Genomic DNA, 16,131 nt, shown 5'->3' with positions numbered 1-16,131 from the left:
GGAGGAGTGATAGCAGCCCTGGAGGAGACCACAGTGGATCGTGTTTCACGTGAAACAGGGACGGCCTTCCGTCACAGACCGTGCCTCGGTCCAAAGGATAAAGCCGACGAAAGTGTTCTGCGAGAGCACCAGGATTGAGCACCTTCCGGAGGAGTGCAGCCTAGACGTGGGCGACGAATATGAAAGTCGGAAGGACATTCTCACGCCCAGGTCCTGTTGATCTTCGGCAGCTATCGCCTCTGCCCAGCCAGCTAGCCCAGCCGCCGCAATGCCCGGACTCACAGTCAAAGTCAGTCTCCATGCGAGTCACATGGAGCTCCAACTTCTATCCGTAGCAGGCACAATGGGGACTATCGGATCTCAGCGTACAGGCATGCCGATACGAGCCTCGGCGCAGACGTACGTCCCGGCTGTATAACACCCTGCCCGTGTGGGTACTCACAGGTTTCAGTTCCATCCGAGACAGCGACTAACAGAGAACAGGAGACTTGAAAGGGCCGTACCCTCGTCGATCAGCACAGGCCCATTAACGTTTCACGTGAAACGTCTGTCCACAGGCCGGCGGAGACGCCCCGACCAATAGAGAACAAACCCAGTATTGCGACATGTAGTTCTACCAGGTGAGGTCGAGCCGCCCGGCGGTCGCTTAGCTGCGTCCTATGGCCGCGTAAACCACTCCGATCGACACTTCTGACCGCCTCATCACACACCCGCAAACGATTGTTACACGAGTTGTCGGTGCATTCGGCTACTTCTGTCCTCCCAGAGGACACGGACCAGGCGAGTTCTCAGCGTGGCGGAAGCGCCGATGGTGCGTTTGTTAGAGACGACGTAGCAAAGTTTGCTGACCCGCAGAACCGGGAGTTTGCAGCGGCCTATCCTCGATTGCCGGTCGGTGTGTAGTGGCGCTGAGGGCCGTAATAGACGCCGGAGGCGCGGGACGTGCCATTCCCTGCTGAATTGACGCTGTTTCACGTGAAACCTCAAGGCCACCTTGGGGCCAAACAAGTCACATCATCGAGAGACAACTCCAAACTGTTCGGCCACCATGTATCGCCTCGGAGGTATCAGGCGGCTGCTCCAGGGTGTTTGGCATACGCCCAGGACAGTCTTGTGATCGAATGAGCGGCCATGTGATGGACCGTAAGCCGCTTGAATGCGCTCCGAGAAAGCGATCCATCCAAAACCGAGCCGCTTTATCCAGCCAGGATTGGTGAGCGGGAGATAAAGCGAGGGCCGTCCGAAGCGTATGAAGGGACTCAACACGACTGTCTTGCTCACCCCCCCTCGTAGATAGGCTCTATCGTGTTTCACGTGAAACATGAGACTTCTATCCCCGTTGACGGTAAACGTTCGAGTAGCAGCAGTGATTCAGTCTCGGGAGTCACCAGTCGTGCCTCACCCACGCTAGCGACGTTAAAAGAAGTTGGGCGGCCGTTTCACGTGAAACAGCCGCCCAACCCTTGGTTCAATCTACTGCGCCTGCCCATCCGAGGGGTTCAGGACAGACATTATGCGATTGAGATCATCGACGCTGGCAAATTCAATGCTGACCTTGCCTTTGCGAGCACCAAGGGTGATCTTCACATTCGTATCCAGCCGGTCCGAGAGAGAGTTCGCCAGATAATCCAGGCGCTCATGCCGAGCACCGACCTTCGGCTTCGACTCCTTGGCCGGACGTCGAATACCATCCGATAGCGCAACGACTTCCTCAGTCGCGCGGACGGACATACCCTCGGCAACGATCTTCTGGGCGAGCTTTTCCATCTCGGCGGGATCGTTCAGGCCGAGAAGTGCCCGCGCGTGACCCGCGGAGAGAACTCCAGCTGCCAGTCGACGCTGGACCAGCGGCGGCAGCTTCATCAACCGCAGTGTGTTGGAAATCTGAGGACGGGAACGACCAATGCGTTCGGCGAGTTCCTCATGCGAGCACTCGAAGTCGTCTAGAAGCTGCTGGTAAGCGGCCGCCTCTTCAAGCGGATTCAACTGACTACGGTGGAGGTTCTCCAGGAGTGCGTCCCGAAGCAGGTCTACATCCTGCGTCGACCGGACGATTGCCGGAACAGCCGTCAGTCCTGCCTCGCGGCTGGCGCGCCAACGGCGTTCGCCCATAACCAGTTCGTAGGGGTGCTCGTCGTCCCCTTCAGCAGAAGGACGAACCACGATCGGCTGGAGAACACCGATCTCCCTGATGGAGTGCACAAGTTCCGACATATCGTCTTCATCGAAGACGCTGCGTGGCTGTTTGCGGTTGGGGTGGATCGAGTCGATAGGGAGCTCCGCAAACCGGGCTCCTGGAACTTCCATCAGCGTTTCACGTGAAACGTCCTCCGACCCGGCGTCGTCGACGGGGAGCTCAGTCTGAACTTCATCCGCAGCGGAAGGCTGGATCATCTCGTCCTCGACGGCCGTCTCCGGTGCCTCCAGTGCGGGCCTGGAGGCCTTCTGCGAGGATGTGGCTGCCGGCTTCCTGGTCCGGGCCTTGGACGGCGCCGCATCCTGTTTCAGGGCCTCTGAAGGCTCCGTGGCTGCCGCCTTGGAAGCTGCCGACGCGGAGGGTTCTGCAGACGTGCCGGTAGAGGACTTTGCTGCACGAGTGGATGCTGTACGGGTTGCCGGCTTCTTCTTAGCCGGGGCACGCAACGCATCCTTGTTGATACCGGCGCCTCGGCGCGGTCCTGCCGTACGCCCCGGTCCGGCCTCATCCCCAACCGAGGTAAAGAAAAGATCTACAGGACGGCCAGGACGCGTACCCTGCCCCGTCTCGCTAGCTTCAACGGACTCAGCAGTACTGGGGATCAGCGCGCCCAGCCCACGGCCCAAACCACGACGCTTTTCGGTCATGGATAAGTCCTTCCCTTATGCACACAGCAAGCGGCATGGATTGATTGTGAGAGTATTCTACGGTTCGGCTTCATGAACGGCCGGGATCCCAGAGGGAGTGTCTAGACAGACCGCTGTGCGATCTCAGCCGCTGCTTCCAGGTAAGACAACGCACCCGTGGACGAAGGATCGTAGGTCATGACCGTCTGCTGGTAACTCGGCGCCTCGGAAATGCGGACAGAACGCGGAACCACGGCCGAGAGAACCTGCTGTGGGAAGTGCTCCCGGACTTCAGCGGCCACCTGAGCAGCAAGATTGGTCCTGCCGTCGTACATGGTCAGCAGAATCGTTGAGACAACCAGGTCAGCATTCAGGTGCTTCTGGATCATCTCGATGTTCTTGAGCAGCTGGCTGAGGCCCTCGAGGGCGTAGTACTCGCACTGGATGGGAATGAGGACTTCCCGGGCGGCAACGAAAGCGTTGACGGTGAGCAGGCCCAAGCTCGGCGGGCAGTCGATGAAGATGTAGTCGAGCCGCTCCTCTCCCGCCTCCTTGCGCTCTGCGGCATAGACATCTATTGCCCGGCGGAGCCGCTGTTCACGTGCGACGAGGGAAACGAGCTCAATTTCGGCGCCGGCAAGATGGATGGTGGCGGGAGCGCAGATCAGGTTCTTGATATCGGGGCACTGGGCCACAACTTTTCCCAGCGGCAGATCCTCGATGAGCACATCGTAAATGCTCTCGACGTCCGCCCGGTGGTCAATTCCCAGTGCCGTCGATGCGTTGCCCTGGGGATCAATGTCGATCACCATGACATTCAGGCCGGCTGTCGCCAGGGCCGCCGCCAGGTTGACGGTCGTTGTGGTCTTCCCGACTCCGCCCTTCTGGTTGCTCACCGTCATGATCCGGGTTTCAGCGGGGCGTGGCAGGACGCGGCCGCGGAGTTTCTCGCGGCGGCGGGTCTCGCTGGCCAGTTCGCGGGCCAGGGGTGTGCTCTCGTCCATCAGGTCCATAACGTCTACCGACTCGGACGGGAGGACCGCCTGGCCGGCTACACCACCTTCGCTGGTCTCGGAATCAGGCACATCGAATGCGCCGGCAGACTGTGTTGCAACAGCATCTCCTGTTTCACGTGAAACAGGCAAGTGGCCCGCTGCTTCAACAACCTCCTGAGGTTGAGACCTCGAGAAAGGCGACGAGAAGGCAGAGCCGAGCGCGGCAAAGGGGGGAATTCGTTTTGCGGCAGAATCGCGCACACTCACCGGGACATGCTCACTTTCACAACATAAGGCATTACTGCCTCTAGCCTATCGGCTGCCCCGCAATATGCCGGGATCGGTTCGGGTGTGTGCACAACGGATAACCGCTGTGCAGACCTAGACCACAATACGTACGACTGTGGTGTGTTCCTCGAGGACATCTTCCCCGGCGGTGACTACGGTGGTCTCTTTGCCGCCAAGACGCCGGATCTGCTTGGCTGCCTTCTCGATTTCCTCAGCAGCGCTGCGTCCCTTGATGGCCAGGACCTCTCCTGAGCCGGCGAGAAGCGGAATGGTAAGGCCGGCAAGCCCGGACAGTGCCGAGACAGCCCGGGCAGTTACGACGTCAACGTCCACTTTGCCGATTACCTGTTCAGCGCGGCCGCGAATCACTTCGACGTTATCCAGACCAAGGTCATCAATGACTTCGTTCAGCCAGGTAACACGCCGTTCCAAGGGCTCGATGAGGGTCATTGACAGGTCCGGGCGCGCGATCGCCAGGCACAGCCCGGGCAGCCCTGCCCCGGACCCGACATCCGCTACCCTGCTTGAGGCAGGAATGAGGTCTGCAACCACCGCACAGTTGAGCACATGCCTGCTCCAAAGCCGGGGAACCTCGCGCGGGCCCAGCAGGCCCCGTTCCATCCCGGAGGTGGCCAGGTGTTCAACGTAGCGCTCTGCCAGCGGCAGCCGCTCCCCGAATACCTTGACCGCCGCCGTATGCTCGGCAGGCGTAATTTCAACCACGGAAAACTGATCCTTGTCGTAGAACTCTTGGCGTGCGATCGGTGCCGGCGGGCGGTTAAGCGTCGGGGAGGGACACCACGATGTGGCGGCCTGCCCCTTCACCCTCGGACTCGCTGACCAGACCGAGGTCCGCGACGGCGTCGTGCACGATCTTGCGCTCGTAGGCACTCATCGGAGCCAGGGCAATGTCCTTGCCCGATGTCTTGGCACGGGATACCGCGTCTTCGGCAATCCGGTGGAGCTCCTCGCTGCGTTCCTGCCGGTAGCCGGAGATGTCCAGGACCAGCCGCGAGCGGCTATCCGTGGCCGTCAACACTGAAAGCCGGGTCAGCTCCTGAAGCGCTTCGAGGACCTCTCCGTCCTCGCCCACCAGGGACTGCAGGCCGGAGTCGTCTCCCTCTTCGGAAACAACTGAAATGTAAGTGCGCCCGCTGCGAACCTCGATGTCGATATCACCATCGATATCGGCAATGTCGAGCAGTTCCTCGAGGTAGTCGGCTGCTACGTCGCCCTCTTCCTCGAGGCGGCTGGCGGTGCCGCTTTCTCCCGGCTCAGGCAGTTCTTCAACGGTTTCATCGACGTGCTCAGTGCTCATCTTTTCTTCCTGTTCTTGCGCTGGGGCTGCTGGCGCTGGCCTTTGACGGGGACGGGTACTTCTTCAGCCGGCTCGGCCTTCTTTTCGCCCAGCAGCGGCACCATGGGCAGGCCCTTGCGCGCACGGCGCTCAGCCAGGGCCTTTGCAGCCGGGGATCCGGGGGTGGGCATGCGGCGGATGACGAAGAACTGCTGCGCCATGGTCCACAGGTTGGTGGTGGTCCAGTAGATGAGGACACCGATCGGGAAGTTGATGCCGCCGACGCCGAACACGAGCGGCAGTACGTAGAGCATCATCTTCTGCTGGCGCATGAACGGGCTCTGCAGCGCTTCTTCAGACATGTTCTTGGACATGATCTGCTTCTGCGTAATGAACTGCGAAGCCGTCATTGCGATGATCATGATGATCGAAAGGACGACGACGGAGGTGTGGCCCTCGGTGCCGAAACCGTGAAGCAGCGAAGAGGAAAGCGGAGCTCCAAGGATGGTGGCTTCGTCGAACTGGGTGATCGCCGCGGGTGTCAGGGCGCCAATGCCCTCACCGCCGGCGCTGGCGTTGGAAACGCCGTTGAGGACCTGGAACAGCGCGAAGAAGAACGGCATCTGGATCAGCATCGGCAGGCAGGCCGCGAAGGGGTTCGTGCCGTGCTTCTTGTAAAGCGCCATCTGCTCCTGCGTCATTGCCTGACGGGAGAGCTGGTCGGTTTTGCCCTTGTATTTCTGCTGGAGCTTGCGCAGGTCCGGCTGCAGCGACTGCATACCGCGCTGGGCCTTGATCTGCTTGACGAAGACGGGAATCAGCGCAGCCCGGATCACGATCACGAGGCCGATGATGGACAGTGTCCAGGTCCAACCGGATGCGGCATCCATTCCGAGGAAGACGAATCCCTCGTGGAAGATCCACATGATCCATGACACCACCCACTTGAAGGGGAACAGTATCGTGTCGAAGAAACCCATTTACACTCCTCAAGCCGCCGAGCGGCTGTCTTCGTCTGCCGGAATCACGGGATGATTCAGCACAATAATCTTGGGGACTGAGTCCTGGGGCCAGGTCCGGCGGCCAGCAGGCACATGATCCACTCCGCCGTCATTCCACGGATGGCAGCGAACCAGCCTCCGGGCAGCCAGCCAGGTTCCTTTGACCGCTCCGTGAACGGTTATCGCCTCAAGGGCATAAGCCGAACAGGATGGAAAGAATCGGCACACTGGCCCGTAAAGCGGGGAAACTACCTTGCGGTAGGCGATGAGGAAACCGATGAGAAAGTTCCGGGGAAGGTTCCAGAAAAACGTCAGGACCGGACGGATCGCCCGGAAAATGGCAGCACCAACAGAGGCCTTCGCCGGATTACGTCCGGTGCGGCCCATTGTCTGCCCCTCCCTCATGGTTTTGGATCTTGCCGGGAAAGCTTGTTCAAGCATGTTGAGAGGGCACCGGCGTAGTCAGCGCTAAGCTGCGCCCACGACGCTGATGCTGCCGGCGGCAGCGCTCTGACGACTATGTCCAACCCGGTGGGGTTTTCTGCCAGGCTTTGCGCTGCTGCTTCTCTCAGTCTTCTCTTAACGAGGTTGCGTGTCACGGCGTTCCCAACCGCCTTCGACACAATGAACCCGACGCGCGTGGGCGCGGCCGGGTTTGGCACTGCATATAAGACTACGTTCCGGCGCCCACTTCGGGCACCGGAACGTACGGTATGGGAAAAATCCGCCGACGACCGTACCCGGTTCCTTGCGCCCAGCATTCAGGACGCCAAGGTGGTGGGACTGAGCTGCTGATGCAGCATCGGCAAACCTAAGGCTGTTTTATGCCGACAGTTCGGTGCGGCCCTTGGAACGGCGTGCAGAAAGGATGGCACGGCCGGCACGGGTACGCATGCGAAGGCGGAAGCCGTGCTTCTTGGCACGACGGCGGTTATTCGGCTGAAAAGTCCGCTTGCTCACGGTGGTTACTCCAAGACAATATGCGCTGCGCCTGCTGCATCAAGGGGGAAGCACAAGCGGCGCTAAGTTTTCATGTGTCTGACTACGCTCAACCCGGACCTGGACCCTGATTCCCAGAACCCTGATGGGCATGAATGAGTGCAGATAGCAGACACAAAGGACTACTCAACGTTAGGTGAGACCCCGATTCCAGTCAAACCGGGGGTCCGCACCCCTGTGGGGACCGGACTATCAACACCTGTGGACAAGTGGTTCGGTGTGCTTTAGTACATGGCATTGTGAGTGATGTCCCAAGTGGCGCCTGGCCGCAGGAATCCAGCTACCGACTGTGTAAATCTTGATCTAGGCTTGCCCCGGGGCGTTTTATCCACGGCTGTGCATAACTCTGTGGATGAGCCCTTCGGAATCCAGGCCTGGCTTCCGGTTTCTTAGACCGCCCTCCGCGGGCGTCACGAGAGGTTTTTGTGGGTACGGACGAAATCAACGATGTCGGCAGCTCCTGGCGGAAGGTCATCCGCACACTGGAGTCCGATGACAGGGTCTCGCCCCGCCAGCGCGGATTTGTTGTCCTGGCCCAGGCCCAGGGACTGATTGGAACCACCCTTCTGGTCGCAGTGCCCAACGAACTGACGCGCGAAGTCCTGCAGACCCAGCTCAAGAACATCCTCGATGAAGTCCTAAAGACTGTTTTCCAGGCTGACATCCAGTGTGCCTTCGTCATTGACGCTGACCTCACACCTGCTGTGCAGGCCGAGCCGGAGCCCGAGCCCGAAGAAAGCACTCCGTCCCCCGTTCCCACGGGTGAGAGCGCACCGTCGCCTACTCCGCCAAGCACCTCGCAGGAGTTTGGCCGGCTGAATCCCAAGTACGTATTCGAGACATTCGTGATCGGTTCTTCCAACCGGTTCGCCCATGCAGCAGCTGTGGCCGTGGCCGAAGCTCCCGCCAAGGCTTACAACCCGCTCTTCATCTACGGGGACTCCGGACTCGGCAAGACTCACCTGCTCCATGCCATCGGGCACTACGCCAGGCACCTCTACACCGGCATCCGCGTCCGGTACGTGAATTCCGAAGAGTTCACCAACGATTTCATCAACTCGATCCGGTACGACGAGGGTGCCAGCTTCAAACAGCTGTACCGCAACGTGGACATCCTCCTCATTGACGACATCCAGTTCCTCGCCAACAAGGATGCAACCCAGGAAGAGTTCTTCCATACGTTCAACGCACTCCACAACCACAACAAGCAGGTTGTGATTACTTCCGACCTGCCGCCCAAGCAGCTCTCCGGATTTGAGGAACGGATGCGCTCCAGGTTCGAGTGGGGCCTCCTGACCGATGTTCAGCCCCCTGAACTGGAAACCCGCATCGCCATTCTCCGCAAGAAGGCCATCGGGGACTCGCTCAGCGCTCCGGATGATGTCCTGGAGTACATTGCTTCCAAAATCTCCACGAATATCCGCGAACTTGAGGGCGCACTTATCCGTGTCACGGCCTTCGCCAGCCTGAACCGCCAGCAGGTGGACGTGGGGCTCGCCGAGATTGTGCTCAAAGACCTCATCACTGACGACGGCGCCCAGGAGATTACTGCGGCGTCAATCCTGGGCCAGACCGCAGCGTACTTCCAGATCAGCCTTGAGGAACTCTGCAGCAAGTCCCGGACCCGGACCCTGGTCACTGCCCGGCAGATCGCAATGTACCTGTGCCGGGAACTTACCGACATGTCCCTTCCCAAGATCGGCCAGGAGCTTGGGGGGCGCGACCACACGACCGTCATCCATGCCGACCGGAAGATCCGCGAACTCATGGCGGAACGGCGGGCGATCTACAACCAGGTCACTGAGCTCACAAACCGGATCAAGCAGCAGCAGCGCGAAGCCTAGGAAAATCCGCGCCAGTACAGGGATGTAAGGGCCCCGAAGGGGCTCGAAATTAACAGATGTGGACAAGGGTGTGGATAACTCGGTGGACAACCCGGCACAGCGTGCACTTCCCTGTGGATACGCGGAACCGAAAAATAGTTTCCAACACCCGGCCTCAGCGCGTAGGCTGGCCATCCACAAGTTATCAACAGCCTTAAAGCGCCGATTCGGGCGAGTGGAGCGAGTTGTCCACAGTATCCACAGGAGTTATTAACACTACGAATCTTAAGAATTTGGGTTCCACCAAATAACATCTGACCTTCCGGGCCAAACATCCGACGTTCTCCGGGAACGCCAGATTCGGGAGGGAAGTGGTGATTCGCAGGCCTTTGGGCGATTGCACAACCCTTCAAACGACCCTGCTGCGCCGGTGCAGGGTAAACCCGCCTGGCGGTAAGCTTGCACAGGGTATTGTTGTGATTCCCTGGCGGACAGCCGGGCGGCCTTGTCTTTTGAGGGAGCACGATTGCTCCCTTGCGTGTTCATGAAAGTTCAGTAGTACTGATAAGTACGTTGTGAAAGGCGGCACCCTGCAGTGAAGTTCAGAGTTGAGCGGGATGTCCTGGCTGAGGCGGTTACGTGGACGGCACGGTCCCTCTCCCCCCGCCCGCCGGTTCCGGTACTTTCGGGTCTCCTGATCAAGGCCGAATCCGGTTCCCTGAGCATCGCAAGCTTCGATTACGAGATCTCGGCACGGCTCCAGATTCCTGCAGACATCTCCGAAGAAGGAACCATTCTGGTTTCCGGACGCCTGCTGGCGGAGATTTGCCGCAGCCTTCCCTCAGCGCCGGTCGACGTCGAGACTGACGGCTCCAAGGTCACGCTCACCTGCCGGAACAGCCGCTTCAACCTGGCCACCATGCCGGTCTCCGAATACCCGGAGCTGCCCGCCCTTCCCGACGTCAGCGGTGTCGTGGACGGCGACGTGTTCGCGCAGGCTGTCTCCCAGGTGATCATCGCTGCAAGCCGTGATGACACCCTGCCCATCCTGACCGGTGTCCGGATGGAGATCGAAGACGATCTCATCACTTTCCTTGCCACCGACCGCTACCGGCTCGCGCTGCGGGAACTCCAGTGGAAGCCGGCTACACCGGGAATCTCAACTTCCGCGCTGGTCAAGGCCAAAACACTGAATGAAGTTGCCAAGACCCTTGGCGGAGGAGGCGACCTGAACATCGCCCTTTCCGGAGACAGCGAACTGATCGGTTTTGAAAGCGGCGGACGGCGCACCACTTCGCTGCTCGTTGACGGCGACTACCCCAAGATTCGGTCGCTTTTCCCGGAGAACACTCCGATCCACGCCACCGTGGAGACCCACGCCCTGGTTGAAGCGGTCCGCCGCGTCTCCCTGGTGGCAGAACGCAACACTCCGGTACGCCTTGCCTTCACAGACGGCCAGGTCACCCTTGACGCCGGCACCGGTGAAGATGCCCAGGCATCCGAAGCCCTGGAAGCTTCCCTGATCGGTGACGAAATTACCGTTGCCTTCAACCCGCACTACCTCAGTGAAGGCCTGGGTGCTTTCCCGAGCAAGTACGTGCGTTTCTCCTTCACAACGCCGCCGAAGCCTGCTGTCATTTCCGCCCAGGAAGAACTCACCGGAGATGACCAGGAAGACTACCGGTACCTGCTGATGCCGGTCCGGCTGCCGAACCAGTAAGGCTTTCGCCAGCGTTTCGAGAGCCTTTCCGTCCACTGACGTGGACCTGAGAAGGAAGGAACCGAAATGCACATTGGCCTGATTGGACTCGGGAAAATGGGCTTCAGCATGCGTGAGCGGCTGCGGTCCAAAGGAATCCAGGTATCCGGTTTTGACCGGGACCCGGTTCGTTCCGATGCCGGGTCGCTTGCAGAGCTGGCATCCATGCTCCCCGTTCCCCGCATCGTCTGGGTCATGGTGCCCAGCGGTGCCGTGACATCCGCGGTGATTACGGACCTGTCCGAAGTCCTGACCGAGGGAGACCTGGTCATCGACGGGGGCAATTCACGGTTCACGGAAGACGGGAAACACGCCGCGCTGCTGGCCGCCAAGGGAATTAGATACCTGGACTGCGGAGTCTCCGGCGGTGTCTGGGGCAGGGAAAACGGCTATGGGCTTATGGTCGGAGGCGATCCAGCGGACGTCGCGGAGGCAATGCCGGTTTTTGATGCCCTTCGCCCGGAAGGTGCGCGGGCGGACAGCTTTGTCCATGCCGGGGCCACCGGCGCCGGCCACTACGCCAAGATGGTCCACAACGGCATCGAATACGGACTGATGCAGGCATATGCCGAAGGATATGAGCTCCTTGAAGCCCAGGACATCATTACGGATGTGCCTGGCATCTTCGGGGCCTGGCAAAACGGAACGGTGATCCGTTCATGGCTCCTGGAACTCGCTGTCAAAGCTGTACAGGAAGACCCCGGGCTAAGCCGTGTCGCAGGCTTCGTGGAGGATTCCGGCGAGGGCCGCTGGACTGTGGAAGAAGCCCTCGCAGCCGAAGTCCCGGTCCCGGTGATCTCCGCAGCCATCTTCGCCCGTTTCGCCTCCCGGCAGGATGATTCCGCTGCCATGAAACTGGTCGCTGCCCTGCGGAACCAGTTCGGCGGCCACGCCGTGAAGGAGGCTGCCGGCGACGGAAACGGATCAGCCGGAACCCGGGCGCGGACGCCGGCTGAAGAGGCAATCGGTGAAGCCGGAGCTCCGGAATAACCGGCGGTAGTCTGGAGAGGACCCGGCACTACAGCACAGACGCAGGAACAGGAAGGTAACAGCAGGTGGAGCAGCGTGTACGTTGATTACCTTTCACTAACCGGATTTCGAAGCTACGCGCAGCTGGACCTCAGCCTCACTCCCGGCGTCAGCGTTTTTGTCGGCCCCAACGGCACGGGCAAGACCAACATCGTCGAGTCAATCGGCTACCTTGCTTCGCTTTCTTCCCACCGGGTCAGTTCCGATGCCCCGCTGGTCGGATTCGACGCCGGGCAGGCCCTGGTGCGCGCCCGCATCGTCCGTGGATCACAGGCCACCGCCCTGGAAGTTGAAATCAATCCGGGACGGGCCAACCGTGCACGGATCAACCGGGCCAACCCGGTGCGTGCGCGCGACATCCTCGGCATCTGCCGCACGGTGCTCTTCGCTCCGGAAGACCTGGCCCTGGTCAAGGGCGATCCCTCTGCACGCCGCCGTTTCCTGGACGACCTCATTGTTTCCCTGGTCCCGCGGCACGCAGCGACCCGGGCGGATTATGAGCGTGTGCTCAAGCAGCGCAATGCCCTGCTGAAGTCCGCCCGCGTGAGCGGGCGGTTTACCTCCGCCCACGAGGCCACACTGGAGGTCTGGGACCACCACATGGCTGAAGCAGGCGCCCAGCTTCTTGCTGCCCGCCTGCAGGCGCTGGACCGGCTTACCCCCCACCTTCAGGGCGCCTACGAGGACCTGACAGACGGATCCAAGAAGGCCTGCAGCACGTACCGCTCAACGCTTGTCGGCGAGGTGGATGACGACGGCGCCGCCCCGGGAGGCGCTGATTCGGCCGAGCTGCTGGGACTGACGCAGGAGGAACTGCGTGCCCGGTTCCTGCAGGCATTCGCAGCAAACCGCAAGCGGGAGATTGACCGAGGGATTTCCCTGGTTGGCCCGCACCGGGACGACGTTGAGCTGATTCTTGGCCAGGCTCCGGCAAAGGGGTACGCCTCGCACGGAGAGACCTGGTCACTTGCCCTGGCAATGCGGCTTGGGTCCTACTACCTGCTTCGCGACGACGACCCAACACCCGGTTCAGGTCCCATCCTGATCCTCGATGATGTTTTTGCGGAGCTGGATGCCGGACGCCGGGGCCGGCTGGCCTCGATTGTTGCCGGCGCCGAGCAGGTCCTCGTTACCGCCGCCGTCGGGGAGGACATACCCGAAGCCCTTGCGGGAGAACAGATCCATGTTGTGCCAGGAGGAATCCGTGCAGCCTCCAGCTGAGAACCAGGGGCCGGATGACCCGGCCGCCGACGGCAGCGACCTTCCGGACGCGGCCCGAGAACAGCTCAACCGGATGCGCCAGGCTGCCCAGGCGCGCGGCAATCAGCGGGTTCCGGCCAGCCAGCGGAAGCAGGGTGCACGCAGAACTCCCCGGTTCGTTCCGGGGGAGTACACCGGAAGGGACCCCCAGGGGCTGGGCAAGGTATTTAGCCGGTTCGTGAATGAGCGGGGCTGGAATTCACCCGTGGCCGTAGGGTCCGTGATCTCCCGGTGGGAGGAACTCGTAGGCCCGGAGGTCAGCGCCCACTGCAAACCCGAATCGTTTTCCGACACCACCGTCCAGGTCCGCTGCGACTCCACTGCCTGGGCCACCCAGCTTCGGCTGCTGCGCCAGACGCTGATTGAACGGTTCGACGCCGAACTCGGCTCCGGCGTCGTGACGCGGATCGAAGTTATTGGGCCGGCGGCACCAAACTGGCGCAAGGGACTCAGGAGCGTAAAGGGCCGGGGCCCCCGGGACACGTACGGATAGCACCGCGTGTGAAAGGAGCGAAAAAAGTTGTTGAAAATTCGCTCTTTTTGTGCTCGGCTTCACACGCCCTCCGTGCGGGTTTGCGGGCTGCAAACCCCGGAGGACGTATCCGGAGCCGTGTGAGCACTCAAAACTGTCTCAAAAGTGGCTTTAGTGGCCTCTGGAGGGGTGTTTTGGCCAGCAAAGGTACCCTTAGCACGGTAGAATTGGTAGTAGAGGCGCTCTGTCCCCTGCAGGACGGGGTGCCAAATTCTGACCGACACAAGAGGAGTCGACAGCACCTGTGGCTAACGACAATGAGCTTGGCAACGAGCTAGACAACACGGAGCCCGCCCCCCAGGAAGACAGCGAAGCTCTGGCACCGCACGAGTACGGCGCCAATGAGATTACTGTTCTTGAAGGCCTGGAAGCTGTGCGCAAGCGCCCGGGTATGTACATCGGTTCCACCGGACCCCGCGGTCTGCATCACCTGGTCTATGAAGTGGTGGACAACTCCGTTGATGAAGCCCTGGCCGGATACTGCGACCGGATCGACATCACGCTCCAGGCCGACGGCGGCGTCCGGGTAACGGACAACGGCCGCGGCATCCCCGTGGACATGCACCCGACGGAAAACATGCCGACGGTCCAGGTTGTCATGACAATCCTGCACGCCGGCGGCAAGTTCGGCGGCGGCGGATACGCCGTTTCCGGCGGCCTGCACGGTGTTGGCATCTCCGTGGTGAACGCTCTTTCTGCCCGCGTCGAAACCGAGGTGAAGCGCCAGGGCTTTGTCTGGCGGCAGACCTTCGAGAACGGCGGCCACCCGGTGGGAGGCCTCCGCAAGGGTGAGGAAACCGAAGAAACCGGCACCACCCAGACGTTCTACCCGGACCCGGAGATCTTCGAGACCACCGAGTTCGACTTCGAAACCCTGCGTGCCAGGTTCCAGCAGATGGCATTCCTGAACAAGGGCCTGCGCATCGTGCTCACGGATGAGCGCCAGCTCGACGACGTGACCGAGGAAATTGCCGAGGACGGCGCTGAAGACGATGCTCCGAAGCACCGCAGTGTCGATTACATGTACGCCAACGGCCTGCTGGACTACGTTCATCACCTGAACAGCTCCAAAAAGGTAGAGGTCATCCACGACGACATCATTGCCTTCGAAACCGAAGACAATGACAAGAAGATGGCCGTGGAAATGGCCCTGCAGTGGACCACCGCGTACTCCGAGAGTGTCCACACGTACGCGAACACGATCAACACGCATGAAGGCGGAACGCACGAAGAAGGCTTCCGTGCTGCCATGACCTCGCTGATCAACCGGTACGCGCGGGAAAAGAACATCATCAAGGAGAAGGACGACAACCTTACGGGTGACGACATCCGTGAAGGCCTCACCGCCGTCATCTCCGTGAAGATCGCCGAACCGCAGTTCGAAGGCCAGACCAAGACCAAGCTCGGCAACTCCGAGGTCAAGGGTTTCGTCCAGCGCGTCGTGACCGACCAGCTCGGTGACTGGCTGGAACGCAATCCCGGTCCTGCCCGCGATGTCATTCGCAAGTCGATCCAGGCCTCCCAGGCCCGGCTGGCGGCCCGCAAGGCCCGCGAATCCACCCGCCGCAAGGGACTCCTGGAGTCCGGCGGCATGCCGGGCAAGCTGAAGGACTGCTCCTCCAAGGACCCGTCGAAGTCTGAAATCTACATCGTGGAGGGTGACTCGGCAGGCGGTTCCGCCGTCCGCGGCCGCAACCCTGAAACACAGGCCATCCTGCCGCTGCGCGGCAAGATCCTGAATGTGGAGCGTGCCCGGCTGGACCGGGCGCTCTCCAACGCTGAAGTCCAGTCAATGATCACGGCATTCGGTGCCGGCATCGGCGAAGACTTCGACGTCGAGAAGGCCCGCTACCACAAGATCGTGCTGATGGCCGATGCCGACGTCGACGGCCAGCACATCACCACCTTGCTGCTGACACTGCTCTTCCGCTACATGCGTCCGCTGATCGAGCAGGGTTACGTGTACCTGGCCCAGCCTCCGCTGTACCGGATCAAGTGGTCCAACCACCCGCACGACTACGTCTACAGCGACCGGGAACGCGACGAAGTCGTGGCGCGCGGCCTGGCAAACAACCAGCGTCTTCCCAAGGACAACGGCATCCAGCGCTACAAGGGCCTGGGCGAGATGGACTACACCGAGCTGTGGGACACCACCATGGACCCGGACCACCGCACCCTGCTGCAGGTCACCATGGACGACGCAGCCTCCGCGGACCAGGTCTTCTCGGTGCTCATGGGCGAAGACGTCGAATCCAGGCGCAACTTCATCCAACAGAACGCCAAGGACGTCCGGTTCCTGGACATCTAGTGCCGCAGCTACCCGGA

Annotated in this window: 14 protein-coding genes; 6 read left to right on the top strand and 8 right to left on the bottom strand. The window is 61.0% G+C overall.

The window, feature by feature from the left end:
* Positions 1-1,473: 1,473 nt before the first annotated feature.
* The 8 genes from FYJ28_RS10070 to rpmH all read right to left on the bottom strand — a co-directional run bounded on the left by FYJ28_RS10070 (position 1,474) and on the right by rpmH (position 7,364).
* Positions 1,474-2,844 carry a ParB/RepB/Spo0J family partition protein gene (locus tag FYJ28_RS10070; RefSeq protein WP_154579168.1) on the bottom strand — a complete coding sequence of 457 codons (1,371 nt, stop codon included), beginning with the start codon at positions 2,842-2,844 and terminating at the stop codon, positions 1,474-1,476.
* 101 nt (positions 2,845-2,945) lie between these two features.
* Positions 2,946-3,836, bottom strand: a complete 891-nt coding sequence (locus FYJ28_RS10065; protein ID WP_082413679.1) for a ParA family protein — start codon at positions 3,834-3,836, stop codon at positions 2,946-2,948.
* Positions 3,837-4,199: 363 nt separating this feature from the next.
* Entirely contained in the window at positions 4,200-4,829 is a 630-nt protein-coding gene (gene rsmG, locus FYJ28_RS10060) for a 16S rRNA (guanine(527)-N(7))-methyltransferase RsmG (protein ID WP_055242817.1), read from the bottom strand.
* A gap of 55 nt (positions 4,830-4,884) precedes the next feature.
* Positions 4,885-5,424, bottom strand: a complete 540-nt coding sequence (locus tag FYJ28_RS10055; RefSeq protein ID WP_055242816.1) for a Jag family protein — start codon at positions 5,422-5,424, stop codon at positions 4,885-4,887.
* Positions 5,421-6,383: a membrane protein insertase YidC gene (yidC, locus tag FYJ28_RS10050; protein WP_055242814.1), complete on the bottom strand. Its 963-nt coding sequence runs from the start codon at positions 6,381-6,383 to the stop codon at positions 5,421-5,423. Before yidC ends, FYJ28_RS10055 begins: the two co-directional genes overlap by 4 nt.
* Before the next feature lie 9 nt (positions 6,384-6,392).
* Complete coding sequence (gene yidD, locus FYJ28_RS10045) at positions 6,393-6,791, bottom strand: membrane protein insertion efficiency factor YidD (RefSeq protein WP_195840646.1); 399 nt, start codon at positions 6,789-6,791, stop codon at positions 6,393-6,395.
* A 14-nt stretch (positions 6,792-6,805) separates the two neighbouring features.
* The gene (gene rnpA / locus FYJ28_RS10040) at positions 6,806-7,165 is read right to left on the bottom strand and encodes a ribonuclease P protein component (RefSeq protein WP_082413658.1); all 360 of its coding nucleotides are present in this window, start codon (positions 7,163-7,165) and stop codon (positions 6,806-6,808) included.
* A 61-nt stretch (positions 7,166-7,226) separates the two neighbouring features.
* Complete coding sequence (gene rpmH / locus FYJ28_RS10035) at positions 7,227-7,364, bottom strand: 50S ribosomal protein L34 (protein ID WP_055854070.1); 138 nt, start codon at positions 7,362-7,364, stop codon at positions 7,227-7,229.
* A gap of 464 nt (positions 7,365-7,828) precedes the next feature.
* Between rpmH and dnaA the strand changes: the two genes are divergently transcribed.
* The 6 genes from dnaA to gyrB all read left to right on the top strand — a co-directional run bounded on the left by dnaA (position 7,829) and on the right by gyrB (position 16,114).
* Entirely contained in the window at positions 7,829-9,247 is a 1,419-nt protein-coding gene (gene dnaA / locus FYJ28_RS10030; protein WP_055242813.1) for a chromosomal replication initiator protein DnaA, read from the top strand.
* A gap of 574 nt (positions 9,248-9,821) precedes the next feature.
* The gene (gene dnaN / locus FYJ28_RS10025) at positions 9,822-10,946 is read left to right on the top strand and encodes a DNA polymerase III subunit beta (RefSeq protein ID WP_326831641.1); all 1,125 of its coding nucleotides are present in this window, start codon (positions 9,822-9,824) and stop codon (positions 10,944-10,946) included.
* A gap of 66 nt (positions 10,947-11,012) precedes the next feature.
* A complete protein-coding gene (gnd, locus tag FYJ28_RS10020; RefSeq protein WP_154579166.1) occupies positions 11,013-11,975 on the top strand; it encodes a phosphogluconate dehydrogenase (NAD(+)-dependent, decarboxylating) in 963 nt (320 codons plus the stop codon).
* A gap of 75 nt (positions 11,976-12,050) precedes the next feature.
* Positions 12,051-13,235 (top strand): DNA replication/repair protein RecF, encoded by a 1,185-nt coding sequence (gene recF, locus FYJ28_RS10015; RefSeq protein WP_055242808.1) that lies wholly within the window; start codon positions 12,051-12,053, stop codon positions 13,233-13,235.
* Entirely contained in the window at positions 13,198-13,767 is a 570-nt protein-coding gene (locus FYJ28_RS10010) for a DUF721 domain-containing protein (protein WP_082413657.1), read from the top strand. Before recF ends, FYJ28_RS10010 begins: the two co-directional genes overlap by 38 nt.
* Positions 13,768-14,050: 283 nt before the next feature.
* On the top strand, positions 14,051-16,114 hold the full coding sequence (gyrB, locus tag FYJ28_RS10005; RefSeq protein ID WP_055242804.1) for a DNA topoisomerase (ATP-hydrolyzing) subunit B: 2,064 nt from the start codon (positions 14,051-14,053) through the stop codon (positions 16,112-16,114).
* The last annotated feature ends 17 nt before the right edge of the window (positions 16,115-16,131 follow it).

This window comes from Arthrobacter sp. BL-252-APC-1A (assembly GCF_009696625.1).
In the GTDB taxonomy this organism is placed as follows: domain Bacteria; phylum Actinomycetota; class Actinomycetes; order Actinomycetales; family Micrococcaceae; genus Arthrobacter_B.
The sequence above is the reverse complement of the archived record's forward strand: the minus strand, read 5'-3'. Positions and strand labels throughout refer to the sequence as shown.

Bases quoted from the DNA above. Each gene is read 5' to 3' on its own strand.
- FYJ28_RS10070 (WP_154579168.1), bottom strand. From the start codon at position 2,844: ATGACCGAAAAGCGTCGTGGTTTGGGCCGTGGGCTGGGCGCGCTGATC.
- FYJ28_RS10065 (WP_082413679.1), bottom strand. From the start codon at position 3,836: ATGGACCTGATGGACGAGAGCACACCCCTGGCCCGCGAACTGGCCAGC.
- FYJ28_RS10055 (WP_055242816.1), bottom strand. From the start codon at position 5,424: ATGAGCACTGAGCACGTCGATGAAACCGTTGAAGAACTGCCTGAGCCG.
- yidC (WP_055242814.1), bottom strand. From the start codon at position 6,383: ATGGGTTTCTTCGACACGATACTGTTCCCCTTCAAGTGGGTGGTGTCA.
- yidD (WP_195840646.1), bottom strand. From the start codon at position 6,791: ATGGGCCGCACCGGACGTAATCCGGCGAAGGCCTCTGTTGGTGCTGCC.
- rnpA (WP_082413658.1), bottom strand. From the start codon at position 7,165: ATGCTGGGCGCAAGGAACCGGGTACGGTCGTCGGCGGATTTTTCCCAT.
- gnd (WP_154579166.1), top strand. From the start codon at position 11,013: ATGCACATTGGCCTGATTGGACTCGGGAAAATGGGCTTCAGCATGCGT.
- FYJ28_RS10010 (WP_082413657.1), top strand. From the start codon at position 13,198: ATGTTGTGCCAGGAGGAATCCGTGCAGCCTCCAGCTGAGAACCAGGGG.